Raw genomic sequence first — 22635 nt, 5'->3', positions numbered from 1 at the left:
CGTCAACCTTCCCCCTCTCACCGGTACTCCGACAGTCTGCGGTTGATGCCCATGATGGCCCCCACCGCGCCGAGCACGGCCAGCACGCCCGCGCCGAGGGGGAGCGCGGTCAGCGCGTCCCGGCCGTCCGACGCGGACCGGGTGAACTCCGCCTGCTCGTGGTCCAGCGCCCGCTTCAGGGCCGCGTCGACCTGGTCGAAGGACCGGCCGGTCGACTCGTCCGGGCCGATCACGCGCTTCAGCGCGCCCTCGTAGTCGCCGGCGTCGTCGGTCGCCCGGGCGCCGGAGTGGCGCTCCTTCCAGTCGGCGACGCGCTGCGCCGCCTCGTCCACGGGCGCGCGGCCGGCGTCGTCGTCGGCGAGCTCACGGGCCCGCGCGAGCGCGGCGGTCAGCTCCTTCATGCCGGCGGCGTGCTCGGTCTCGTACTTGTCGTTCTTGCCGTCGTCGGTGAGCACCGCGCCGCGCGCGACCAGCGTCAGGTTCTCGTTCGCGCGCGCCTTCAGGGAGTTGATCCGGGCCGCGGTGAGCACCTCCAGCGAACTCTGGCCGTGCTCCCGGGCGTTGTCCAGCTCGGCGCGGGCGACGGTGTGCCCGGCGACCAGCCACAGCAGGCCGACGACGGAGGCGGCCGTGGCCGCGAGCAGTCCGTGGTTCAGCACCCGGTTGGTGCGCAGGTAGGTGCGGCGCTGCACGGCGGCGAGCGCGGCGAGCGCGACGAGGCCCAGGGCGAACGAGAGGTACGGCAGCGCCCGCGCCTCCTCGTCGTCGGCGCGCAGCCGCGCGGTCTCGGCCGCGTACAGCCGCTCGGCGGCGGGCAGCAGCTGGGTGGTCATCGTCTGGTTCGCGTAGCGCAGGTACGCGCCGCCCAGCGGCAGGCCCTGGCGGTTCGCGGCGCGGGCGCGTTCGATCAGGCCCGTGTAGCGCGGCAGATGCTCGCCGAGCGTGGTGATCTCGCGGGTCGACTCCGCGGAGCCCTCGGTGTGCGCCGCGGCCTTCACCAGCAGGCGCGACGCGGTGGCGATGTCCTCCGCGTACCGCCGGCGGACGTCGGCGGGCTCCGTCGCGCCGGCCAGGAAGCCGCTGGCGGCGGCGGTGTCGGCGTCGGCGAGGGAGCGGTAGATGCTCGCGGCGTCGGCGCTCAGCGGCTGGCTGCGGCTGACGACGTCGTCGGCGGAGGCGGCGCGGGCGGATATCTCGTACGCGGTGACCGCGCCGAACGCCACGACCAGCACGGCGAGGACGGCGCCGATGATCTGCAGCCGGCCCGGCTCGGTGGTCGCCGCGCGGCGCAGCACGGCGCGGGCCTCCGCCCAGGCCCCCGCGGGCCGTTCCGGCCCCTCGGGCGGCGGCCCTGCGGGCGCCGCCTGTGCGGGCACGGCGGGCGGCCGGGGCTGCTCCAGCCCCGGCGCCGGCGCGGTGTGCGCGTTCGGCGGGTACGTCACGTGACCTCCCCCTCGGTCGCCGACTTCGGCCCCCCGGCCAGCAGTATGGCCGCAGTGGCCGACCCGCACACCGGTAATGACTCGATCTTGTTCCTATCGTGCCCCCTAGGAAAACACGACAGCTGACCGCAACCGGTTCCCCGTCCCCGTGCGGAGTCGTTCCGCTATCGCGCCGCGTACCACCCCCGCAGGCGGGTCGCCGCGGCCGGGGAGGCGGCGGCGCGGTCCAGGCCCAGGAGGGCCGCGCCGACGACCGGGGGGTCGGTGACGACGCGGACCTCGGCCTTCGGGGCCCGCTGCGCGAGGAGTTCGGCGATCCGGGCGTCCAGGTCCGGATGCCGGGCCGCCAGGACGCTGCCGCCCAGGACGACCGGGACCTCCTCGCCCAGCAGGTCCAGCCGGCGCAGCGCGACCGTCGCCAGGGCCACCACCTCGTCCGCCAGCCGGTCGACCAGGCCGCGCGCGATCGGGTCGCCCCCGCGCGCCACCTCGAAGAGCACCGGGGTCAGTTCGTGGCGGCGGGCCGCCGGGACCCGCCCCAGGTGGAGCGCCTCGATCAGCGCGTACATCGTCGGCAGCCCGAAGTGCGCGGGCAGCGCCCGCGCCAGCTCCGTGCGCTCCCCGCGCCCGTCCTCCGCACGGGCGGCGAACCACAGCGCCTCCTCCGCCAGGCCGCCCCCGCCGCCCCAGTCCCCGGAGATCCGGCCGATCGCCGGGAAGCGGGCGGTCCGGCCGTCCGGCAGCATGCCGACGCAGTTGATGCCCGCCCCGCACACCACGGCCACGCCCCGCGGCTCGTCCACCCCGGCCCGCAGCAGCGCGAAGGTGTCGTTGCGGACCTCCGTCGCCGCGGCCCAGCCGCGCCGCTCGAGCGCGGCCGTCAACTCCGCCTCCTCGACGGGCAGATCCGCGTTCGCCAGGCACGCCGAGACGTGCGCGGCGTACGGCGGTCCGCCGAGCCCCGCCTCCCCGGCCGCCCGGGCGACCGCGTCCGCCAGGACGTCCACGGCCGCCTCGACGCCGACGACCGGCGGCTGGAAGCCGCCGCCGCGCGCCGTGCCGAGCACCGCGCCGTCCGCGCCGACCAGCGCCACGTCCGTCTTGCTGTTGCCCGCGTCGATCGCCAGCACGGCGGGGTTCAGGCCCACGTGAGGTGCTCCCGGTTGTGCGCGATCAGCCGGTCGGTGAGCCCCTCGGCCTGCTCGTACTGCCCGACCAGCGGGTGCGCGAGCAGCGCCCGGAAGACCCGCTCCCGGCCGCCCTTCAGAGCCGCCTCCAGGGCGAGGTGCTCGTACGCCGTGGTGTGCGCGACCAGTCCGGCGTACAGCGGGTCCAGCGGCGCGACCGGCAGCGGCGTCGCCCCGTTCGCGCCGACGGCCGCCTGGACCTCGATCACCGCGTCGTCCGGCAGGAACGGCAGCGTGCCGCGGTTGTACGTGTTCACCACCTGGTACGGCGAACCCCCGCCGCCCAGCAGGCCGGCCGCCAGGTCGACCGCGGCCTCGGAGTAGTACGCCCCGCCGCGCCGGGCGAGCAGCGCCGGCTTCTCGTCCAGCGCCGGGTCCCCGTACATCGCCAGCAGCTCCCGCTCCATCGCCGCGACCTCCGCGGCCCGCGAGGGCTTGCGCCGCAGCTCCCCGACGACCTCGTCGTGCAGGTAGAAGTAGCGCAGGTAGTACGAGGGGACGACGCCGAGCCGGTCCACCAGCTCCCGCGGCATCCGCAGGTCCTCGGCGACGGCCTCGCCGTGCTCGGCGAGCAGCCGGGGCAGCACGTCCTCGCCCTCGGGCCCGCCCAGGCGCACCCCGGTCTCCCAGGTCAGGTGGTTGAGCCCGACGTGGTCGAGGTGCACCTCGCCCGGCGCGACGCCCAGCAGGCGGGCGAACTTCCGCTGGAAGCCGATCGCCACGTTGCACAGCCCGACCGCCCGGTGCCCGGCCCGCAGCAGCGCGCGGGTGACGATCCCGACCGGGTTGGTGAAGTCGATGATCCACGCCTGCGGGCTGGCCCGCCGGACCCGTTCGGCGATGTCCAGGACGACCGGCACGGTCCGCAGCGCCTTGGCGAGACCGCCCGCGCCGGTGGTCTCCTGCCCCACGCAGCCGCACTCCAGCGGCCAGGTCTCGTCCTGCTCGCGGGCCGCCTGCCCGCCCACGCGCAGCTGGAGCAGCACCGCGTCCGCCCCCTCGACGCCGGCGTCGAGGTCGGAGGTGGTGACGACGCGGCCCGCGTGGCCCTGCCTGGCGAAGATCCGGCGGGCGAGCCCGCCGACGAGGTCCAGCCGCTCGGCGGCCGGGTCGATCAGCACGAGTTCGGTGAGGGGCAGGGTGTCGCGCAACCGCGCGAAACCGTCGATCAGTTCGGGGGTGTACGTCGAGCCGCCCCCCACGACAGCCAGCTTCATGGTCTTCGATTCAGCCCTTCACTCCGGTGAGTGTGACTCCCTCGACGAACGCCTTCTGCGCGAAGAAGAACACGAGGATCACGGGGGCCATGACCAGCACGGTCGCGGCCATGGTCAGGTTCCAGTCGGTGTGGTGCGCGCCCTTGAAGGACTCCAGGCCGTAACTGAGCGTCCAGGCGGCCGGGTTCTCCGAGGCGTAGATCTGCGGCCCGAAGTAGTCGTTCCAGCAGAAGAAGAACTGGAAGAGGGCCACCGCGGCCAGGCCCGGCTTCGCCATCGGCACCACGACCCGCAGCAGGGTGCGCAGTTCGCCGCAGCCGTCCAGCCGGGCCGCCTCGATGTACTCGTCCGGGATCGTCAGCAGGAACTGCCGCAGCAGGAAGATCGAGAACGCGTCGCCGAACGCCAGCGGGACGATCAGCGGCCACAGCGTCCCGGACAGGTCCATCTGCTTCGCCCAGAACAGGTACATGGGGATCACGACGACCTGCGGCGGCAGCATCATCGTGGCGACGACCAGCATCAGCGCGAGGCGCTGCCCCCGGAAGCGGAACTTGGCGAGCGCGTACGCGACGGGCAGTGAGGACAGCAGCGTCAGGACGGTGCCCAGCCCCGCGTACAGCAGGGTGTTGCGCCACCACGTGAGGAAACCCGGAGTCTCCAGGACCCGGGTGTAGTTGCTCCACACCCACGTGTCCGGGACCAGGTCGCGGGTGAGCGCCTGCTGGTCGCTCATCAGCGAGGTCAGCAGCACGAAGACGAACGGCAGCACGAAGAACAGCGCGGCCGCGACGCCGAGCGCGTGCACGCCGATCCAGTGCAGCAGCGCACGCCGGCGGGCGGCGCGTACGGGCGCGGTGGGGCCGGCCGGGGCGCCGGGCGCGGCCGGGGCGGCTCGCTTCTCGGTCACGGCGGTCATGAGGTCGGGTCACCTGCCTGGATCAGCCCGCCGCGCCGCCGCATCAGCAGCGCGGTGAAGGCCATCGCGAGGGCGAACAGGACGAGGGCGAGCACGCACGCCGCCCCGTAGTCGAAGCGCTGGAAGCCCAGGTTGTAGACGAGCTGGGGCAGGGTCAGCGTGGACTTCTCCGGGTACCCCGGCTCGAACTGCTGGCCGCTGTTGCCGATGACGCCGGAGGCGACCTTCCCGGCCACCAGCGGCTGGGTGTAGTACTGCATGGTCTGGATCACGCCGGTGACCACGGCGAACAGCACGATCGGGGAGATGTTCGGCAGGGTCACGTACCGGAACCGCTGCCACGCCGACGCCCCGTCCAGCTCGGCCGCCTCGTACTGCTCCTTCGGCACGTCGAGCAGCGCCGCCATGAAGATCACCATCAGGTCCCCGACGCCCCAGACCGCGAGCGCGGTCAGCGCCGGCTTGGACCAGGCGGGGTCCGTGAACCAGCCCGGCGCCGGCAGGCCCGCCTCCGCGAGGAGCGCGTTGACCGGGCCGGTGCCGGGGTTGAGCAGGAACACGAAGGCGAGCGTCGCGGCCACGGGCGGCGCGAGGTACGGCAGGTAGAAGAGCGTACGGAAGACGTTCGTGCCGGTCCGGAGCTTGGTGACGAGCAGCCCGACGCCGAGGCCGAACACGACCCGGCAGGCGACCATCACCACGACCAGCCACAGCGTGTTGCGCATGGCGGGCCAGAAGGCCGGGTGGTCGGTGAAGACGTAGCTCCAGTTCTCCAGGCCGTTGAAGACGGGGGGCCGGAAGCCGTCGTACGCCGTGAAGGAGAAGTACACGGTGGAGACCAGCGGGTACGCGAAGAACACGCTGAACCCCACCAGCCAGGGCGACAGGAACGCCGTGGTACGGAGCGACGAGCGCCGGCGCTTCGCCCGCAGGGTGTGAGCGGCGGTCATGCGGCGCCTACTTGGCCTTCTCGATGTCCGTGTCGATCTGCCGCGCGGTCCGTTCGAGGCCGGCCTTCAGATCGCGCTCCTTGCCGGACTCGTAGAGGTAGCCGAACTCCTGCAGCGTCACCTGGTACACGCCGCCGTTGACGGACGCCGGGGTGGTGTTGGACTTCGGGTGCCGGGCGATGTCGAGGAAGACCTTGAACCGCGGGTCCAGCTTGAGCTTCGGGGAGGCGAGGGCCTCGTGGGTGGAGGGCACGTTGCGCAGCTCGTTGGCGAAGTTCACCACCGCGTCGGTGTCGGTGGTCATGTACTTCACCAGCTCCCAGGCGGCGTTCTGCTTCTTGCTGGTGGCGGCGATGCCGACGATCGTGCCGGACAGGTAGCCCTTGCCGTAGTCGGCGGCCTGGTCGTCCGGGACGGGCAGCGGGGCCACGCCGATCTCGAAGGGCAGCTCGGCGTCGACGGCCATGCCGAGCCGCCACTCGCCGTCGAGCTGCATGGCGACCTGGCCGGTGTGGAAGGGGTGCTTGGCGCCCCACTCGTCGCCGAAGGTGTTGCGGTACTTCTCCAGCCTGGCGAAGCCGCCGAGCTTGGCGATCAGGTTCTTCTGCCAGGTGAACATGTTCGCGAAGGCCGGGTCTTTGGCGATGTTGGACCTGCCGTTCGCGTCGAAGTACGTCGGGCTCCACTGGGCGACGAGATGGCCGGGCGTGGACTCGTAGCCGTGGAACACGGGCATGAAGCCCAGCTGCTCGTACGAGTCGCCCTTCGCCTTGGTCAGTTTGACGGCGGCGGCGTCGAACTCGCTCCAGGTGCGGGGCGGTGCGGTGATGCCGGCGGCCTTGAAGGCGTCCTTGTTGTAGTAGAGCCCGTAGGCGTCGCCGAGGAGCGGCAGTGCGCAGCGCCTGCCCTCGAACTCGGTGTAGTCGAGGCGGGGTTCGGGGAAGGTCTTCGCCAGGTCGACCTTCGACTTCTCGATGAACGGCTTGAGATCGGCGAAGGCTCCGGAGGAGCAGAACTTGCCGACGTTGTCGGTGGTGAAGGACGAGACGACGTCGGGGGAGTTGGAGCCGCCGGCGCGCAGGGCCTGCTGGATCTTGTCGTCGGTGACGTTGGGGACGACCTTGACGGTGATGTTGGGGTGGTCCTTCTCGAACCGCTTGATGTTGTCGTTGACGGCCTTCACCTCGGAGGGCGCGGACCAGCCGTGCCAGAAGGTGAGCGTGGTCCTCGCCTTCGGATCGTCGGTGGCGCCGCCGGAGGCCTGTCCGGTGCAGGCCGAGGCGAGCAGGGCGGTGGCGGTGGTCGCGGCGAGCAGGAGCGCGCTGCTGCGGGTGCGGTGACGTGCGCGTGCGGGCATGGCGAAGGCTCCCTTGGCGGGTGAGGGGCTGGAGGGGGACGGGGGTGCGGCCCTGGGGGTGTTACGAGCGGGAGGTGTCGAAGACTTCGTCGCGGGTGGTGGCGAGGGCGCTCTCCAGCGCCCCGCGCAGGACCGGCCGCCGGGGAACGGAGGCCAGGACGAGGGTCGGCCGCGCGGCGGCGAGCTCGGTCAGCTCGGCCTGGACGCGGGCGCGCAGCGGCTCGCCGCCGGGGACCACGGCCTCGCCGGACAGGACGACGAGCTCGGGGTCGAGGACGGCGACGAGGGAGGCGAGCCCGGTGGCGAGCCGGACGGCGTACGCGTCGAGCAGCGCGGCGTACCGGGGGTCGGTGCCGTGCCGTTCGGCGGCGGTGGCGAGCAGGGCGGAGGCGGTGGCGACGTACGGCTGGTCGGGCGTGTCGATGCCGGCCTCGCGGGCGAGCCCGGGGACGGTCTGGGCGCCGGCGAGCTCCTGGTAGCCGCCGCTGTTGGCCTTGGTGACGCCGCGGACGAGCGGGGCGCCGGGCACGGGCAGGAAACCGACCTCGCCGGCGCCGCCGGTGAAGCCGCGGTGCAGGCGGCCGCCGAGGACGAGGGCGGCGCCGAGGCCCTCCTGGTTCCACAGCAGCACGAAGTCGCCGTGGCCCTTGGCGGCGCCGAGGCGCTGCTCGGCGACGGCGACGAGGTTGACGTCGTTCTCGTACTCGAACGGCATCGGGAGGGCGGCGGCCAGCTCGTCGAGCAGCGTGGGCGAATGCCACCCCGGCAGGTGCGAGGCGTACCGCAGCCGCCCGGTGGCGGGGTCGAAGGCCCCGGGCGTCCCGATGACGAGCCGCCGCACCTCGCTCACGTCGATCCGAGCGTCCTTGACGGCCCCGTCGAGCGCGGCGCGCACCTGCCCGACGACGTCCTGGCGCTCGCGCCCGGGGGTGGGCAGCTCGAACTCCCCGACGACGGCCCCCGTCACGTCGGCGACGGCGGCGAGGATCCGCTCCGGGTTGACGTCGAGCCCGGCGGCGTACGCGGCGCGCGGGTTCAGCGAGTAGAGCTGCGCACTGGGCCCCGGCCGCCCCTCGGTGGCCCCCGTGACCACGACGAGCCCGGCGGCCTCGAGCCGCGCGAGGAGCTGCGAGGCGGTCGGCTTCGACAGCCCGGTCAGCTTCCCGATCCGCGTCCGGGACAGCGTCCCGTGCTCCAGCAGCAGATCGAGCGCCGCCCGGTCGTTCATTGCCCGCAACACCCGCGGCGTCCCCGGCACGACCCCACTCATCCCGCGCCCCCCTTCCCACCACTGTTAGGAAACTTTCCTACCAGGCTGCCGGGAAGGTAAGTCCGCACGGATGCCGTCGTCAACCCCCTGAGCGCCGCACCGCACCCCAGGGCCGGTCGCGGTCGCGCCGGATCAGAGAGTCGTAGGCCCCGAACTCCGGCACGGGCTCCCAGTGCAGCGAGACATCGAGCCCGTCCCGGCTTTCCTCGGTGACCTCGTCGTCCACGTCGACGGTGCGAGTGCCGACGCCGTCGGGAGCGAACGTGTAGGTCTCCACCCGCTCGGCCGAGGCGTACCCCCCGCGCTCCTTCGCGTCGCCGTAGTCGTAGATCGTCACTTCTTCGAGGAAGAGCGAGCCGTCGATGACGGAGAACGTGTAATCCAATGCGTCGCGGGCCAGCTCGTCCATGAAGATGACGGCGGCGTAATCCGTCTCCCACCGGACCTCCACCCGCAGCTCCGGGTGCGGCTCGTCCTCGGTGTACAGGATTGCGGTGTACAACTCCCCGCCGACGTGACGGGCCTGGGCCTCCGCGACCGTCAGCGGGCCCATGGGCCGTTCGGTGAGTTCGTTCCACTCTTCGCAATAGATCCAGGTCATGGTTGCTCAGGCTATCCCTTCGGGATGCGGTGGACGAGGCCGTTCACGTCCCTGATGATCACGCGGCTCTCCGCTGCCTGCTTGAGCGCCCATTCGGGTACCGGACTGTTCTGTACGGGAACTTCCAAATAGTAGTTTCCCCTGAGGCGTTGCCCGATGAGCTGTGGATATTCTCTGCGCGCCTTGTCGGTGTCCGGAATCCTGGTTCCCCTCTTGTACTTCGACGTGAATTCCCCCAGATACTTCTTGAAGGTGGCTTCACTTATCTCGGATATCTGCGTGTCCTTGCGGGACACGATCTCCTTCTTCGGACGGTACGAGTCCAGGTACTTGCCGTTCTCGAGATAGACCTCGTTGGCGGGGTAGCGGGGCCAGTTGTCCTCGTTGAACTGTCGTCCCTTCCTCCACTTCTCGCGCAGCCAGGGCGGCGCCTCTCCCTTGCCGCCTCCCGCGCCACCCGTGCTCGCCCCCTCCGCTCCGGCTGCCATGAGGACGACGCCTGCGGTGCCGAGGAGGGCGGCGTTGAGGGCCGCTTCGGCGGTGATCGCCGCGCCGACCGTGCCGACGCCGGCCAGGGCCAGCCCTGGCGGGAACAGGGCGACGAGGGACAGCAGGAGGAGGGCGAAGCCGAGGTGGACGAGGAAGGTGTCGAGCGCATCGATCAGGTAGGACGTGGAGATCGCCGCGCCGCCCGGGCCGGCGTCGCCGAGGCCGCGGGAGAGGAGGAACACACCGGTCGCCGCCGCGCCCAGGGCCGTACCGAGACGGAAGCGGTGGACGGCCAGCGGCTCGGCCAGGGGCTGAGCCGCCGCCCTCCGCCAGGTGCGGAGCAGCACTGCCGACAGCCAGGCGATCCACACCACTGCCCCGACGCCGAACCCCAGCAGGATCTTCGGGCCCGCGCCGGTGCGGAAGAACTCCTGAAGCGCGGCGGTGGAGGTGAACGAGCCGACGCCGAGGAACAGCAGGGACGGGAGCATGAGCACGCAGGGGACGACGAAGAGCCACTTCTGCCGGGCCGCCCGCGCCCGCGCCGCCTTCAGCCGCGCGCGGATGTGCTCCCTCTGCCAGGCCTGTGCGTGGTCGGACGCATCCATCAGCGCCGTGATGTCCCCGACCGCTCGGCGCAGTTGCTCGCTTTCCTCAGGCGGTCCCGCGGCGACCGCGTACCGCAGGGAGCGGCGTAACCGCACGTAGCGCAGGGCGATGACCAGGCTCCATGGCAGGTGCCAGGCCGCGTAGCGCAGGAGGGCGGCGAAGGAGTCCCCATCGGCCCGCTCCGCGGTGAGCAGCACGTCCGGCACGGCGCGTGTGCCCCGGTGGAGCCGGCGCAGGTCGACGGCCACGGCGATCGCCAGGCCGACGAGCGGCGCCACCCAGGCATGAGCGTCCAGCGTCTCGCTCCACCCGGTCGTCGGCTCGCCCGGATTCTGCGCGGCGTAGTTGCCCACCGCGTGGTGCACGGAGGCGGCCGCGAACGGCACCACCCCCAGCAGCCGCACCCAGCCCCGCGTCCGGAACAGCCATCCGACGCCCAGACCCACGACGGACGTCCACACCAGGTGGGAGGACGTCTCCGCCACCGCCCCGCCGATCAGCCGGAGTTGCCCGGACGGTGCGGGGAACCACGCCGTGAACACCTGGCCCGGCCCGGGTATGTACGGCGGGAAGAGACTGTCCGGGACGACCCAGCCCCCGGCGTCGTGCACGAGGGCGCGGTCGGCGTCCAGACCGTAGCGCAGCATCGACTCCAGAAGCCCGAACCCCGCGCCCAGCGCCCCGCCCAGCACCACGAAGTCGGCCAGCCCCCACTGCCGGCGGACCTTGAGGCTCAACCCGGCCAACAACAGGGGAGACACCTTGACGAGTTCCTCGACCCACGGCCCCACGGCGTAGCTCGTGGTCTCCGCCACCTCCGTCAACGACCGCCCGGAACTGCCGGCGTAGAAGCGCGTGTACGCGAGCTGGACCAGCGCCGTCGCCACGCCGCACCCGTACACGCCCACAACGATCGCCAGCAGCACCGTCGACAGCCGGACCGTGCGCGTCGGCCACGACAGGGCGAACAACTGCAGCACACCCCAGACGGCCGCAGCCGCCATCATCAACGCCACCCCTGCCCCCGAAGTCTGCAGCGACATTGCATTCGCTAAAGCGAACGAAAGCGTATGGCGCTCGACTCTGCTTCAGCAACGGGGTTTGCGGCAGATCGTCAAGTGGGCGAGGCGCAGCCTGTGCATTCGGGATGCGTGATGCACGCTGAAGCGCCCCGATCCCGGAGTGCCAGGCGGGGTGCTTCCGTGTGGGCGCAGGGCGGCCGGGCCGCCGGTCAGCCGAAGACGAGCGCGAGCCCGACGACCGCCAGGAGCAGCCCGCACAGCAGCGCCACGCCGCCCGTCAGCCGGCCGGCCAGGGTCGCAGAGCGCGCGGCATCGTGCACGCCTCAGGCGCGCTACTTGTTCAGTTCCGGCTTCGGCAGGGGGGTGGCCGCGGCGGACTGGGGGGAGGTGGTGCTGGCGAAGGCCGAGGGGGCGGACATTCCGGCGGTGGGGTCCGCTTTCGACTCCTCGGGCTGGGGCGGGATGCCGCCGACGATGCGGATGCCGGCCTGGTCCAGGGCGCGCTTGATGCGCCAGCGCAGTTCGCGTTCGACGCCCAAGGCCTTGCCCGGCATCGTCTTCGCGGAGACGCGGACCGTCATCGAGTCCAGCAGGACCTCCGTGAGGCCGAGGACCTCCACCGGGCCCCACAGGCGCTCGTTCCACGGCTCGTCCTTGGCCATCGAGGCGCCGACCTCGGCCACGATGCCGCTGATGCGGTCCAGGTCCTCCGTCGGGCGGACCGTCACGTCCACGCCCGCCGTGGCCCAGCCCTGGCTCAGGTTGCCGATCCGCTTGATCTCGCCGTTGCGGACGTACCAGATCTCGCCGTCGACCCCGCGCAGCTTCGTCACGCGCAGGCCCACCTCGATGACCTCGCCGGACGCCACGCCCGCGTCGACCGAGTCGCCCACGCCGTACTGGTCCTCGAGGATCATGAATACGCCGGACAGGAAGTCCGTCACCAGGTTCCGCGCGCCGAAGCCGATCGCCACGCCCGCCACACCGGCCGAGGCCAGCAGCGGCGCCAGGTCGATGTCGAAGGCGCCGAGGATCATCAGGCCGGCCGTGCCCATGATCAGGAACGACGTCACGGACTTCAGGACCGAGCCGATCGCCTCCGAGCGCTGGCGGCGCCGTTCCGCGTTCACCAGCAGACCGCCGAGGGCCGTGCCCTCCACCGCCTGCGCCGAGCGGTTCATCCGCTCTATCAGCTTCGTCAGGGCTCGCCGGACCGCCATCCGGAGCAGGAACGCGACCACCAGGATCAGCAGAATGCGCAGGCCCGTGTTCAGCCAGTCGGCCCAGTTCTGCTCGACCCAGCCCGCCGCGTTGCTCGCCTTCTGGGCCGCCTCGTCGAGGGTGCCCGTAGCGGGCGTCGGGTCGGACACGTGAAGACCTCCATGCTTCGTGTTCAGCCCCTCCACACTAACGGGGCGTCGGACGCGCCCCGGCCGCCCCGAGCCCCGGAGAGACCGACCTCACCCGCGCACGATCCCGCGCCCCGTCCTCCGTGTGGCCGAGAACACCCTCAGCCCGTTACCCGTACGTGGTGGCGCCGCGACCAGGCATGAGGAGAAACTGAGAGCAGATCGTCCCGGCGCGAGCCACGCGCCGCCGGCGTATAGGAGGCATCCGTGCCACATGTCCTGGTCCTCAACGCGTCGTACGAGCCGCTCGGCGTCGTACCGCTCCGCCGCGCGCTCGTCCTCGTCCTCGAGAACAAGGCCCTCTGCCTGGAGGAGTCCGGCGCCTTCCTGCACAGCGAGACCCGCGTCGTCCCCGCACCGAGTGTGGTCCGACTGAAGCGGTTCGTGCGGGTCCCCTACCGGGGGCCCGTTCCCTTGACCCGCAGAGCCCTCTTCGCCCGCGACGGCGGGCGTTGCATGTACTGCGGTGGCGTCGCAACCAGCGTCGACCACGTCGTTCCGCGCAGCCGCGGCGGGACGCACGCCTGGGACAACGTGGTGGCCGCCTGCCGCCGCTGCAACCACCTCAAGGCCGACCGTCACCTGCGCGAGCTGGGCTGGCGGCTGCGCCACCAGCCCGCGCCGCCGACCGGCCTGGCCTGGCGCATCATCGGCACGGGTCACCGGGACCCGCGCTGGTTGCCGTATCTCAAGCCGTACGGCGCGGACGACGCGATGGCCCGGATCGACGCCGTGAGCCCACCCCGTGAAGGGGCGGCCACGGTCTCGGCTCCGGGCCTTTGACGTAGCAGGGCCTGGGCACGGGGCCCGGGGCGCCCGCCCGCCGCGCGGCGCCCCGGCCCGTCACCGCCGCGCGGCGCCCCCGCACCGTCACTCGTCCAGGGCCTCCGGGTCCTGGCCCTCCCGGGCCTCCCGCGCCGGCGGCTCCTCCGGCGTGCCCTCCGGAGCCGGAGGCTCCTGAGCCGGGTCCTCCGCCACCGCGTACGCCTCCACCGACCACAGCGAGTACCCGTACTCCGTCGCGCGCGCGTCCCCCTGCACCCGCAGGAACCGGGTGTCCGGCGCGTCCATCCGGACCGACTCGCGCCCGCCGCGCCCGTCGCGTACGGTCGCCGCGGTCCGCCAGGTGCGGCCGTCCGCGGAGACCTGCACCCGGTACCGGCTCGCGTGCGCGTCCTGCCACTGCAGCACCACCCGGCCGATCCGGGCCGGCTCCGCCAGCTCCACCTGCCACCAGGCCCCGTCCTCCGCCGGCGAGGACCAGCGGGTCGCCGGGTCGCCGTCCAGGGCGTACGCGGCGGGGAAGTCCTCCGTCTCGTCGCCCGAGGACGACGCCGTGCCGGACCGCGCCAGGTCCGGGCCGTCGGTGCGCGGGTACGCCCGTACCGTCAGCACCCGCTCCTCGCCCGCGAAGGACACCGGCACCAGGTACGTGCCCGACGCCGCGCCGGGGGCCACCCGGACCTCCAGCGGCACCGTCGTGCCCGCGCCGCGCGGCACCCGGATCTCCTTCGGCAGCCGGACCGTCACGCCCTTGGGCGGACGCGCCGTCAGCGTGCCGCGCACCTCGTCGGGCCGCTGCGCCACCAGCCGCACCTGCAGCCGTTGCGCCGGGCCGCCGATCTCCGCGTCGGTCTCCGTACGGGCCAGCTCCAGCTCCGCGCGCGGCGCGTCGGAGAACCACGGCACCAGCGAGCGGATCACCGGGGCCACGCCGCCCGTCCACGCCACCCGCACCGCCTCGGCGCGCAGCCCCTTCGCGTCGGTCTGCGTCCAGCCGCTCGGCGACACCGGGCCCAGCTCCCGCCAGCCCCCGCCGGGCACCAGCGCCTCCAGCCGGGCCGCGTCGCCCGTGCCCGGCTCGGTCATCAGGGTCAGCGACTCCAGCGGCCGCGGCCGGTCCAGCCGCACCGTGTACGCGTCGGTCTCCGGCGACGCCGCCGCCGCGGTCCGGGCCCGGTCCGCGCCGGTCCAGGCCGCGGCCTCCTTCACGGCCCGCGCCAGGAACGGGTCGAGGACGCCCCGGCCGACCGTCGCCCGGTTCTTCGTCACCGCCGTGCGCAGCGGCTCCAGGCGCAGCTGCGCCTGCCAGGCGGCCGCGCCGTCGCCGCGCGCCTGCGCCTGCAGCATGTCGACGGCGGTCTCCCCGGCGAGCCCGTACCGCGACAGCTGCTCCAGCCAGGGCCGCACCTCGTCGTCGAGCACCCCGCCGGCCGCGCCGCCGAGCCGCTCGGGCGCCTCGCGCATCACGGTGAACGCGGCCCGCAGCTCACGCGCCGCGCGCTCCCGCACGGCCGGGTCGGCGGCGGCGCGGTCCCGCCAGTACGCCGCCATCAGCGGCTTGAGGTACGCGGACTCGGCCCCCGGGTCGAGGAGCGAGGAGGCCCCGTTGCCGGCCAGCGCGCGCAGGGCCTCGCGCGCCTCCGGGTCGCCGCCGGCCAGGTCGTCGACGGCGGCCCGCCAGGACTCCTGCGGGCGGTAGCCCTTGGGGTTCCAGGCGTAGTCGGCGGCGGTGAACAGCGGGATGCGGGAGGCGGCGGGCTGCTCCATGGCGTTGGCCAGGAAGGCGGCGGAGCCGGCGGCCACGGCCGGTTCGCGGCCGGTGTGCGGGCCGAGGAACAGCCGGTCCTGCGCGTAGTCGTTGACCGGGTAGTTGTCCATGGTGACCAGCGGGTGCCGGAACGCGTCCCGGGCGCCCGCCAGTTCGCGGCCGGTGATGGTGCGGGGCACCACGCCGACGCCCGTCCACGCCACCTGCACCCGCGGGTCGAGCCGGGCGGCGAGCGCCGTGCGGTAGGCGGTGGCGCCGTCCTGGTAGTACTCGGTCGGCATCAGCGTCAACGGCACGGCGTCCGGGTGCCGTTCGGCGAGGTGCCGGGCGACGGCGCCCGCGACCCGGGCGTGCGCCTCGGCGGCCGCCTCCGGACCCCGGCCGAAGGTGTCCGCGTCCCGGTCGCAGTGCCACTCGCTGTAGCTGACGTCCTGGAACTGCAGCTGGAAGGCGCGCACCCCGAGCGCCCACATCGCGTCGATCTTGCGGTTCAGCGCACGGACGTCCTCGTCGGAGGCGAGACACATGGACTGCGCCGGCGCGACCGCCCAGGCGAGGGTGACGTGGTGGGCGCGGGCGCGTGCGGCCAGGGCGCGGAAGGCGGTGCGCTCGGCGGCCGGGTACGGCTCGCGCCACAGGACCTGCCGGTACGGGTCGTCGCCGGGGGCGTAGAGGTAGCGGTTCTGCTTGGTGCGGCCGAGGAACTCGACCTGCGCGAGGCGCTGTTCGAGGGTCCAGGGCCGGCCGTAGAAGCCCTCGGTCATGCCGCGGACGGCCGAGCCGGGCCAGTCCCGCACCTGGACGCCGGAGATCACGGAGCCCTTGGCCTGCCGCACCACCAGCTGGCGCAGTGTCTGCACGGCGTGGAACAGGCCGTCCGGGCCGACGCCGTCGAGGGCGACCGTGTCGCGTCCCTGGTGGCGGCCGGTCGCCAGTCGGTAGCCGCCCCGGGGCAGATCGGCGCGCTCGGGGGCGCGCAGCGCCCGCAGTGCTTCCGTCGCTCCCGAGGTCCCCGCGCCGCCGGGTCCGCCGAGCCGGAACACCGGGCCCCGGCCGGGAAGTCCGGTGGCGAGGGTGCGCACGCCGGCCGCGCGCAGCACCTCGCGCAGCGCCGCCACCGCGTACGGATCGGCGTCCGCGTCCACGAGCAGCGTCGCCTCGGTCCCCAGGGGCACCGGCGCGCCGGCCGCGGCGAGCGACTGGGGGCGGGGCCAGACCGGGGGGATGCCGGGGCTCTGCGTGTCCGGTGCGTCCGGGGTGGCCACGGGGGAGACCGGGGCGGCCTGCGCGGGGCCCGCGGGGCCGCCGAGGAGTCCGCCGATGACGGCGGCCGCGACCGCCGTCGCCGTCCGCCTGCCGCGCCCCAGGTGCACGCCTTTCTCCCCTCGACGCACCTCACTCGTGTCCCGCCCGAACATCACGAGCGGGTTACGAGCCCACCACCCGGCCGGCGAGGGTGTCAATGCAGCCGGCCGAACTGTCGTTTTTGCCCGGCGGGGTGGCGTCCGTACGCCCCGTTCCGCGGGTACAACGGAGGGTGACCGGCGTCACGCGGCGCCCCGCGGCGACGCCCCGCCGCACCCGCTGTGTCCGCCCCGAGCCCCCGGGAGTGCAGAAGTGACCCTGGCCCGCCTCGCCGAACTCCACGGTGTCGCCACCGCGTACGAGCCCTCCGCGGGCGTCACGGTCCACGTCCCGGACGCCACCGTGGTGGCCGTCCTGGGGGCGCTCGGCGTCGACGCCTCGACGCCCGAGTCCGTCGCCGACGCCCTCGCCCGGGCCGAACGGGACGCCCGGGAGCGGCTGCTCCCCGCCACCGTGGTCCTCTGGCAGGGCGAGGCCCTGCCGGCGGCCCTCGCCGAACTCCCGCCGGACACCGCGCTGCTGGTCACCACGGAGGACGGCGAGAGCCTGCCGTGGCGGCCCGGCGACGCGCTGCCGCCCGGCGTGCACCGCATCGACGCGGAGGCCCCCGGCGGCCGCCGCTCCCGCGCCACGCTCGTCGTCGCGCCCGCCCGGCTGCCGCAGCCGCCGGAGCGGGTCCACGGGCTGCTCGTCCAGCTGTACTCGGTGCTGTCCACGCGCTCCTGGGGCATGGGCGACCTCGGCGACCTGCGGGAGCTGGCCGCCTGGGCGGGCCGCACCCACGGGTTCGGTTTCGTGCAGGTCAACCCGCTGCACGCGGCCGTCCCCGGAGCGCCCGTCGACCCGTCCCCGTACCGCCCGTCCTCGCGGCGCTTCCCGGACCCGGTCCATCTGCGGATCGAGGACGTCCCCGAGTTCGCCCACCTCGCCCCCGAGTACCGCGCCGAGCTCGACGCCGTCCTGCAGGATGCCGCGGACCTGCGCGAACGCGTACTGAACAAGGGCGCGTTGATCGACCGGGACGCGGTGTGGGCGGCCAAGCGGCGGGCCCTGGAGCTCCTTGCGACCGTGCCGCTCGGGCCGGGCCGGCGCGCGGACTACTGGGACTTCCTCGCCGAGCACGGCCGCGCCCTGGAGGACCACGCCACGTACTGCGCGCTCGCCGAGCGCCACGGCCACCACTGGCGGGACTGGCCGCGGGAGCTGCGCGACCCGCGGACGGCCGCCGCGGCGGTCCGGGAGGACGACGATCTGCCCGCCCTGGTCGACTTCCACTGCCGGCTCGCCTGGCTGACGGACCGGCAGCTCGCCGACGCCTCCCGGGCCGCCCGCGAGGCCGGGATGGCCGTCGGTCTGGTGCACGACCTCGCGGTGGGCGTGCATCCGGACGGGGCGGACGCCTGGGCGCAGCAGGACGTGTTCGCCGCCGGCATGTCGGTGGGCGCGCCGCCCGACGCGTTCAACGCCCGCGGCCAGGACTGGGGGCTGCCGCCGTGGCGGCCGGACGCGCTCGCGGCCTGCGGCCACGCGCCGTACCGCGGGCTGCTGCGGGGGATGCTGCGGCACGCCGGGGCGCTGCGGATCGACCATGTGATGGGCCTGTTCCGGCTGTGGTGGGTGCCGGAGGGGCTGGAGCCCACGGAGGGCACCTACGTCCGGTACGACGCCGAGGCGATGCTCGCCGTCCTCGTCCTGGAGGCGCACCGGGCGGGCGCGGTGGTCGTCGGCGAGGACCTCGGCACGGTCGAGCCGGGGGTCCGGGAGGCCCTGGAGCGGCGCGGGGTGCTCGGCACCTCCGTGCTGTGGTTCGAGCGGGACTGGGCGGGCGACGGCCGCCCGCTGCCCCCGGAGCGCTGGCGCTCCGGCTGCGTGGCCACCGCCACCACCCACGACCTGCCGTCCACGGCGGCCCGGCTGACGGGCGAGCACGTGCTGCTGCGGCACCGGCTCGGGCTGCTCACCGGGGACCTGGAGCGGGAGCGGGCCGCCGACCGGGCGGAGGTCGCCGAGTGGCTGGAGTACCTGGACGGGCTCGGCCTGCTGCCGGAGGGCGTCGGGGGCGAGGAGGCGGAGGTGCGGGCGGTGCACCGGTTCCTGCTGCGCACCCCCGCCCGGATGGTCGGGGTGTGGCTGCCGGACGCGGTGGGGGACCGGCGGCCGCAGAACCTGCCGGGCACCTGGGACCAGTACCCGAACTGGCGGCTGCCGGTCGCGGACCCCTCGGGCCGCCCGCTGACGCTGGAGGAACTGGCCGCCTCGCCCCGGCTGCACCGCCTGTTCGCGCTGCTGCGGGAGGAGCAGGGGCGCCCGTAGAAGCCCGTACGGCACCCCCGGGCGCGCGGCCCCTCCGGGCGTTCGCTACTTTTGCACCGTGGACAAGAAGAACGCCCTGCGCGCCGGCGCCGTGACGGCCGGTACGACGCTGATGATGCTGCTCATGTCGTCCCCCGCGCTCGCGCTCACCCGCGACGACGGTGACGACCCGGCTCCCAAGCTGAGTGTCGCGGAGACCCTCGGCCTGTTCGTGGGCGCGCCGATCGCGCTGTTCCTGGTGATCGCCGGTCTGGTGATGGTGCTCGACAGGTCCAAGAAGGCCTGAGCGGCCGCTGAATCCTCCGAGGGCGCCGTACGGTCCGACACGGACCGTACGGCGCCCTCGCGTGCGTCCGTACGGCCGTACGGTCAGGCCGTGGTGGCCAGCAGCTTGCGCAGCAGCCCGGCCAGCTGCTCCGCCTCCTCCCGGGTGAGCGCCGACTCCAGCGCCTCCCTCTGCCGTTCCACGCCGGCGGTCACCGCCAGGTCCACGAGTTCCCGGCCGCGCTCGCTGAGCGTCACGCGCAGGGCGCGGCGGTCGTTGGGGTCGGGGCTGCGACTGAGCAGCCCGGCCTTCTCCAGCCGGTCGAGCCGGCCGGTCATGCCCCCCGTGGTGATCATGAGCGTGGCGGAGAGCTCCCGCGGCGAGAGGGTGTACGGCTCGCCGGAGCGGCGCAGGGTGGCGAGCACGTCGAACTCCCCGAGCGCCATCCCGTACGGCGCGTACGCCTTGTCCACGCGCCCGCGCATCGCGAGCGCGAGCCGGTAGATCCGCCCGAAGACGGCCATCGGCAGCGTCTCCAGGTCGGGCCGGACGACGGCCCACTGGTCGGTGATGGCGTCGACGGCGTCGTGAGCGGGGCCGGGGCCCGGGTGCTTCTTCTCCTGCATGCCCTCAGTCTCCCTTCCGCGGGAATCGCTGACAAGAAAGCTGCTTGCGAGAAAGTAGCTTAGTGCTAAGTTAATTACCGCCAAGCCAGTCCGCGCCGCATCGCAGGGGGATCCGTCATGTCCCGCAAGGCCGCCGTCGTCGCTCTGACCGCCCTCGCCCCCGTCTCCTGGGGCTCCACCTACTTCGTGACCACCGAGTTCCTGCCGCCCGACCGGCCGCTGTTCACCGGTCTGATGCGGGCGCTGCCCGCCGGTCTGCTGCTCCTCGCGCTCACCCGGAAGCTCCCGACCGGGGCCTGGTGGGGCAAGGCGGCGGCGCTCGGGGCGCTCAACATCGGCGCCTTCTTCCCGCTGCTGTTCCTCGCCGCGTACCGGCTGCCCGGGGGAGTGGCCGCCGTCGTCGGCTCGGTCGGCCCGCTCTTCGTCGTCGGCCTCGCCGCCCTCTTCCTCGGCGACCGGCCCACCCTGAAGTCCCTGCTCGCCGCCGTCGCGGCGGCCTTCGGCGTCAGTCTCGTGGTCCTCAAGGCGGGCGCCGCGCTGGACGCGGTCGGCGTGTTCGCCGGACTGCTCTCCGCCCTGTCGATGTCCGCCGGCACCGTCCTCACCAAGCGCTGGGGCCGCCCCGAGGGGGTCGGCGCCCTCGCCCTGACCGGCTGGCAGCTCACCGCGGGCGGCCTGGTCATCCTGCCGATCGCCTTCCTCGTCGAGGGCGCCCCGCCGGCCCTCGACGGCACCTCGCTCGCCGGCTACGCCTACCTCGCCTTCGGCAACACCGCGGTCTCGTACTTCCTCTGGTTCCGCGGCATCGAGCGGCTGAGCGCCACCTCCGTCACCCTCCTCGGCCCGCTCTCGCCGATCAGCGCCGCCGTCATCGGCTGGGCCGCGCTCGGCCAGGCGCTCGGACCGGTGCAGCTGCTCGGCATGGCGATCGCCTTCGGCGCCACGCTGGCCGGGCAGATGGGCCCGCGGAAGCCGAAGGGCGCGGGTGAGCAGAAGGGTGGAACGTTCAGTTCAGCTGAAAGGAAGGCGCAGGAGATTTCGATGGACCTGAAGGTTGGCGCGGTGCGACGGTAGGGCGATGAGCCGCCCGATCACCGCCCGCCGCCCGACCACTCCGACCACTCCGACCACTCCGACCGCCCCGACCGCCTCCACCACTCCGACCGCCCGTCCGCCGAGGCCGGCGCCCGCCCGGGGCGCCGGCCTCGGGCTGCTCCTCGCGCTGCTCGCCACCGTCGTCTGGTCCGGCAGCTTCGTCGCCGCCCGCGCCCTGCACGACACCGTCCCGCCTGTCCAGCACGCCTTCTGGCGCTGGATCGTCGCCCTCGCCGCCGTCGCGCCCTTCGCCGCCCGCGCCGCCTGGCGGCAGCGCGCCCTGATCCGGCGTCACCTCGGCTTCCTCACCCTGGCCTCGCTGCTCGGCGTCACGGTTTACAACAGCCTCGTCAACCAGGCCGGACTCACCACCTCCGCCGCCAACATGGGCATGATCATGGCCGCCTCCCCGGTCCTCATGGCGGTGTACGAGCGGCTCGGCGGCGCCCGGCTCGGGGCCCGGCGGGTCGCCGGCATGCTGATCGCCTGCGCCGGCGTCCTGCTCCTCGTCGGCCGGGGCGCGCTGCCGACCCGGCTCGGCGCCGGCGACCTGTGGATGTTCGGCGCGGCGCTGAGCTTCGCCTCGTACAGCGCCCTGCTCAAGCGCCGGCCCGCCGAACTCGGCGGCGCCGTCCTGCTGTTCACCACCTTCGTGCTCGGCGCGCTGATGCTCGCCCCGGCCTTCGCGGTCAGTCTCGCCGTCCAGGGCGGCTTCGAGCCGACCGCCGCCGCCGTCGGCCCGCTGCTCTACGTCGGCGTCGCGTCCTCCGCCGTCGCCTACTTCGCCTGGAACAAGGCCGTCGCCCTGATCGGCGCCGGCCGCGCCGGGGTCGTCTACTACCTCCAGCCCGTCTGCGTCGCCCTGCTCTCGTACGTCCTGCTCGGCGAGGCGCTCGGCGTCCTCGGGGGCGCCTGCATGGCCCTGATCCTCGGCGGCGTCGCGCTGGCCTCCGCCCGAGGCCGGTGACCGCGCCCGGTAGGTTGCGGCCCATGACCGAGTGGGACATCAAGAAGCTCCAGATCCTGCGCACGCTGCGCGACCGCGGCACCGTCACCGCCGCCGCGGAGGCCCTGCGCATGACCCCCTCGGCCGTCTCGCAGCAGCTCACCAACCTCGCCAAGCAGCTGCGCGTGCCGCTCCTGGAGGCCCAGGGGCGGCGCGTCCGGCTCACCGACGCCGCCCATCTCGTCCTGCGGCACGCCGAGTCCGTCTTCGCGCAGCTGGAGCGCGCCGACGCCGAACTCGCCGCCTACCTGCGGGGCGAGGCCGGCGAGATCCGGGTCGCCGCCTTCTCCACCGCCGTGCCCGCCCTCGTCGTCCCCGCCGTGCAGCAGCTGCGCGCCGACCATCCCGGACTGGGCCTGCGCGTCCGGGAGGCCGAGGCCGCCGAGGCGTACGAGCTCCTCGGCGCCGGCGACGTGGACCTGGCGCTCTCCCTCGCCGCGCACGCCCCGCCGGAGCGCGACCCCAAGTTCAGCCGCGTCCCGCTGCTCGCCGACCCGCTCGACGTCGCCCTGCCCGCCGGGCACCCGCTCGCCGACGCGCCCGGCCTCCGGCTCGCCGACCTGTCCGCCGAGCCCTGGATCTTCGGCGGCTCGGGGCCCTGGTCGGAGATCACCATCGCCGCCTGCGAGGCCGCCGGTTTCGTGCCCGAGCAGGCGCACAGCGCCGCCGGCTGGACCGCGATCCTCGCCATGGTCGAGGCCGGGATGGGCGTCGCCCTCGTGCCCCGGATGGCCTCCGCCGAGCGCCGGGCCGGCGTCGTCATGCGGGTGCCGGCCGCCGACCAGCCGCGCCGCCACGTCGTCGCGGCCGTCCGGCGCGGCGCGGAGGAGGCCCCGGCGCTGGCCCGGGTGCTCGGGGCGCTCCGGCAGGCCGCCGTACGCCGGGAGACCGTTCAGCAGAACTGAATAGGACCGTCGAAAACATTCGATGGACCCGGGCGGT

18 protein-coding genes are annotated in these 22635 nt (G+C 74.0%); 6 read left to right on the top strand and 12 right to left on the bottom strand.

Translation table 11 applies throughout. The annotated features are described in order from the left end of the window. Positions 1–17: 17 nt before the first annotated feature. The 10 genes from ACNJ93_RS10425 to ACNJ93_RS10380 form a co-directional block, all read right to left on the bottom strand. Positions 18–1442 (bottom strand): hypothetical protein, encoded by a 1425-nt coding sequence (locus ACNJ93_RS10425; RefSeq protein WP_418957094.1) that lies wholly within the window; start codon positions 1440–1442, stop codon positions 18–20. 164 nt (positions 1443–1606) lie between these two features. Further along, a complete protein-coding gene (locus ACNJ93_RS10420) occupies positions 1607–2590 on the bottom strand; it encodes an N-acetylglucosamine kinase (RefSeq protein ID WP_418957093.1) in 984 nt (327 codons plus the stop codon). Continuing rightward, a complete protein-coding gene (locus ACNJ93_RS10415) occupies positions 2581–3846 on the bottom strand; it encodes a 6-phospho-beta-glucosidase (RefSeq protein ID WP_418957092.1) in 1266 nt (421 codons plus the stop codon). The genes ACNJ93_RS10420 and ACNJ93_RS10415 overlap by 10 nt, the downstream gene beginning before the upstream one ends. Before the next feature lie 10 nt (positions 3847–3856). Next, positions 3857–4765 (bottom strand): carbohydrate ABC transporter permease, encoded by a 909-nt coding sequence (locus tag ACNJ93_RS10410; RefSeq protein WP_418957091.1) that lies wholly within the window; start codon positions 4763–4765, stop codon positions 3857–3859. Next, positions 4762–5715 (bottom strand): carbohydrate ABC transporter permease, encoded by a 954-nt coding sequence (locus ACNJ93_RS10405; protein WP_418957090.1) that lies wholly within the window; start codon positions 5713–5715, stop codon positions 4762–4764. The genes ACNJ93_RS10410 and ACNJ93_RS10405 overlap by 4 nt, the downstream gene beginning before the upstream one ends. 7 nt (positions 5716–5722) lie before the next feature. Continuing rightward, on the bottom strand, positions 5723–7072 hold the full coding sequence (locus ACNJ93_RS10400) for an ABC transporter substrate-binding protein (protein ID WP_418957089.1): 1350 nt from the start codon (positions 7070–7072) through the stop codon (positions 5723–5725). Between the two features lie 61 nt (positions 7073–7133). Next, complete coding sequence (locus ACNJ93_RS10395; RefSeq protein ID WP_418957088.1) at positions 7134–8342, bottom strand: ROK family transcriptional regulator; 1209 nt, start codon at positions 8340–8342, stop codon at positions 7134–7136. A gap of 79 nt (positions 8343–8421) precedes the next feature. Further along, complete coding sequence (locus ACNJ93_RS10390; RefSeq protein ID WP_418957087.1) at positions 8422–8943, bottom strand: hypothetical protein; 522 nt, start codon at positions 8941–8943, stop codon at positions 8422–8424. An 11-nt stretch (positions 8944–8954) separates the two neighbouring features. Beyond that, on the bottom strand, positions 8955–11048 hold the full coding sequence (locus tag ACNJ93_RS10385) for a PrsW family intramembrane metalloprotease (RefSeq protein WP_418957086.1): 2094 nt from the start codon (positions 11046–11048) through the stop codon (positions 8955–8957). A gap of 347 nt (positions 11049–11395) precedes the next feature. Further along, entirely contained in the window at positions 11396–12433 is a 1038-nt protein-coding gene (locus ACNJ93_RS10380) for a mechanosensitive ion channel family protein (protein WP_418957085.1), read from the bottom strand. A 246-nt stretch (positions 12434–12679) separates the two neighbouring features. Here ACNJ93_RS10380 and ACNJ93_RS10375 point away from each other — a divergent pair, with 246 nt between their 5' ends. Beyond that, positions 12680–13255: an HNH endonuclease gene (locus tag ACNJ93_RS10375; protein WP_418957084.1), complete on the top strand. Its 576-nt coding sequence runs from the start codon at positions 12680–12682 to the stop codon at positions 13253–13255. Between the two features lie 87 nt (positions 13256–13342). Here ACNJ93_RS10375 and ACNJ93_RS10370 read toward each other — a convergent pair whose 3' ends face one another. Continuing rightward, positions 13343–16396 carry a beta-N-acetylglucosaminidase domain-containing protein gene (locus ACNJ93_RS10370; RefSeq protein WP_418957083.1) on the bottom strand — a complete coding sequence of 1018 codons (3054 nt, stop codon included), beginning with the start codon at positions 16394–16396 and terminating at the stop codon, positions 13343–13345. A gap of 244 nt (positions 16397–16640) precedes the next feature. Here ACNJ93_RS10370 and malQ point away from each other — a divergent pair, with 244 nt between their 5' ends. Beyond that, positions 16641–18701: a 4-alpha-glucanotransferase gene (gene malQ, locus ACNJ93_RS10365; RefSeq protein ID WP_418957082.1), complete on the top strand. Its 2061-nt coding sequence runs from the start codon at positions 16641–16643 to the stop codon at positions 18699–18701. A gap of 58 nt (positions 18702–18759) precedes the next feature. Beyond that, the gene (locus ACNJ93_RS10360) at positions 18760–18987 is read left to right on the top strand and encodes a hypothetical protein (RefSeq protein WP_418957081.1); all 228 of its coding nucleotides are present in this window, start codon (positions 18760–18762) and stop codon (positions 18985–18987) included. Between the two features lie 83 nt (positions 18988–19070). On the opposite strand, the gene ACNJ93_RS10355 is transcribed toward ACNJ93_RS10360, so the two are convergent. Next, positions 19071–19592, bottom strand: coding sequence for a MarR family winged helix-turn-helix transcriptional regulator (locus ACNJ93_RS10355; protein WP_418957080.1), 522 nt, complete (start codon positions 19590–19592; stop codon positions 19071–19073). A 117-nt stretch (positions 19593–19709) separates the two neighbouring features. On the opposite strand from ACNJ93_RS10355, the gene ACNJ93_RS10350 reads away from it, so the two are divergent. From ACNJ93_RS10350 to ACNJ93_RS10340, 3 genes are read left to right on the top strand one after another with little or no spacing between them, the layout of a single operon-like run. After that, positions 19710–20666, top strand: a complete 957-nt coding sequence (locus ACNJ93_RS10350; RefSeq protein WP_418957079.1) for an EamA family transporter — start codon at positions 19710–19712, stop codon at positions 20664–20666. 4 nt (positions 20667–20670) lie between these two features. Then, the gene (locus tag ACNJ93_RS10345; protein WP_418957078.1) at positions 20671–21654 is read left to right on the top strand and encodes a DMT family transporter; all 984 of its coding nucleotides are present in this window, start codon (positions 20671–20673) and stop codon (positions 21652–21654) included. Between the two features lie 23 nt (positions 21655–21677). Further along, on the top strand, positions 21678–22598 hold the full coding sequence (locus ACNJ93_RS10340) for a LysR family transcriptional regulator (RefSeq protein WP_418957077.1): 921 nt from the start codon (positions 21678–21680) through the stop codon (positions 22596–22598). Positions 22599–22635: the final 37 nt, after the last annotated feature.

This window comes from Streptomyces tritici, assembly GCF_048500665.1.
GTDB lineage: Bacteria > Actinomycetota > Actinomycetes > Streptomycetales > Streptomycetaceae > Streptomyces > Streptomyces tritici.
The sequence above is the reverse complement of the archived record's forward strand: the minus strand, read 5'-3'. Positions and strand labels throughout refer to the sequence as shown.

Coding starts and splice junctions, on each gene's coding strand:
- ACNJ93_RS10410 (WP_418957091.1), bottom strand. CDS start 4,765: ATGACCGCCGTGACCGAGAAGCGAGCCGCCCCGGCCGCGCCCGGCGCC.
- ACNJ93_RS10400 (WP_418957089.1), bottom strand. CDS start 7,072: ATGCCCGCACGCGCACGTCACCGCACCCGCAGCAGCGCGCTCCTGCTC.
- ACNJ93_RS10390 (WP_418957087.1), bottom strand. CDS start 8,943: ATGACCTGGATCTATTGCGAAGAGTGGAACGAACTCACCGAACGGCCC.
- ACNJ93_RS10345 (WP_418957078.1), top strand. CDS start 20,671: ATGAGCCGCCCGATCACCGCCCGCCGCCCGACCACTCCGACCACTCCG.
- ACNJ93_RS10395 (WP_418957088.1), bottom strand. CDS start 8,342: ATGAGTGGGGTCGTGCCGGGGACGCCGCGGGTGTTGCGGGCAATGAAC.
- ACNJ93_RS10355 (WP_418957080.1), bottom strand. CDS start 19,592: ATGCAGGAGAAGAAGCACCCGGGCCCCGGCCCCGCTCACGACGCCGTC.
- ACNJ93_RS10350 (WP_418957079.1), top strand. CDS start 19,710: ATGTCCCGCAAGGCCGCCGTCGTCGCTCTGACCGCCCTCGCCCCCGTC.
- ACNJ93_RS10385 (WP_418957086.1), bottom strand. CDS start 11,048: ATGATGGCGGCTGCGGCCGTCTGGGGTGTGCTGCAGTTGTTCGCCCTG.
- ACNJ93_RS10415 (WP_418957092.1), bottom strand. CDS start 3,846: ATGAAGCTGGCTGTCGTGGGGGGCGGCTCGACGTACACCCCCGAACTG.
- ACNJ93_RS10405 (WP_418957090.1), bottom strand. CDS start 5,715: ATGACCGCCGCTCACACCCTGCGGGCGAAGCGCCGGCGCTCGTCGCTC.
- ACNJ93_RS10340 (WP_418957077.1), top strand. CDS start 21,678: ATGACCGAGTGGGACATCAAGAAGCTCCAGATCCTGCGCACGCTGCGC.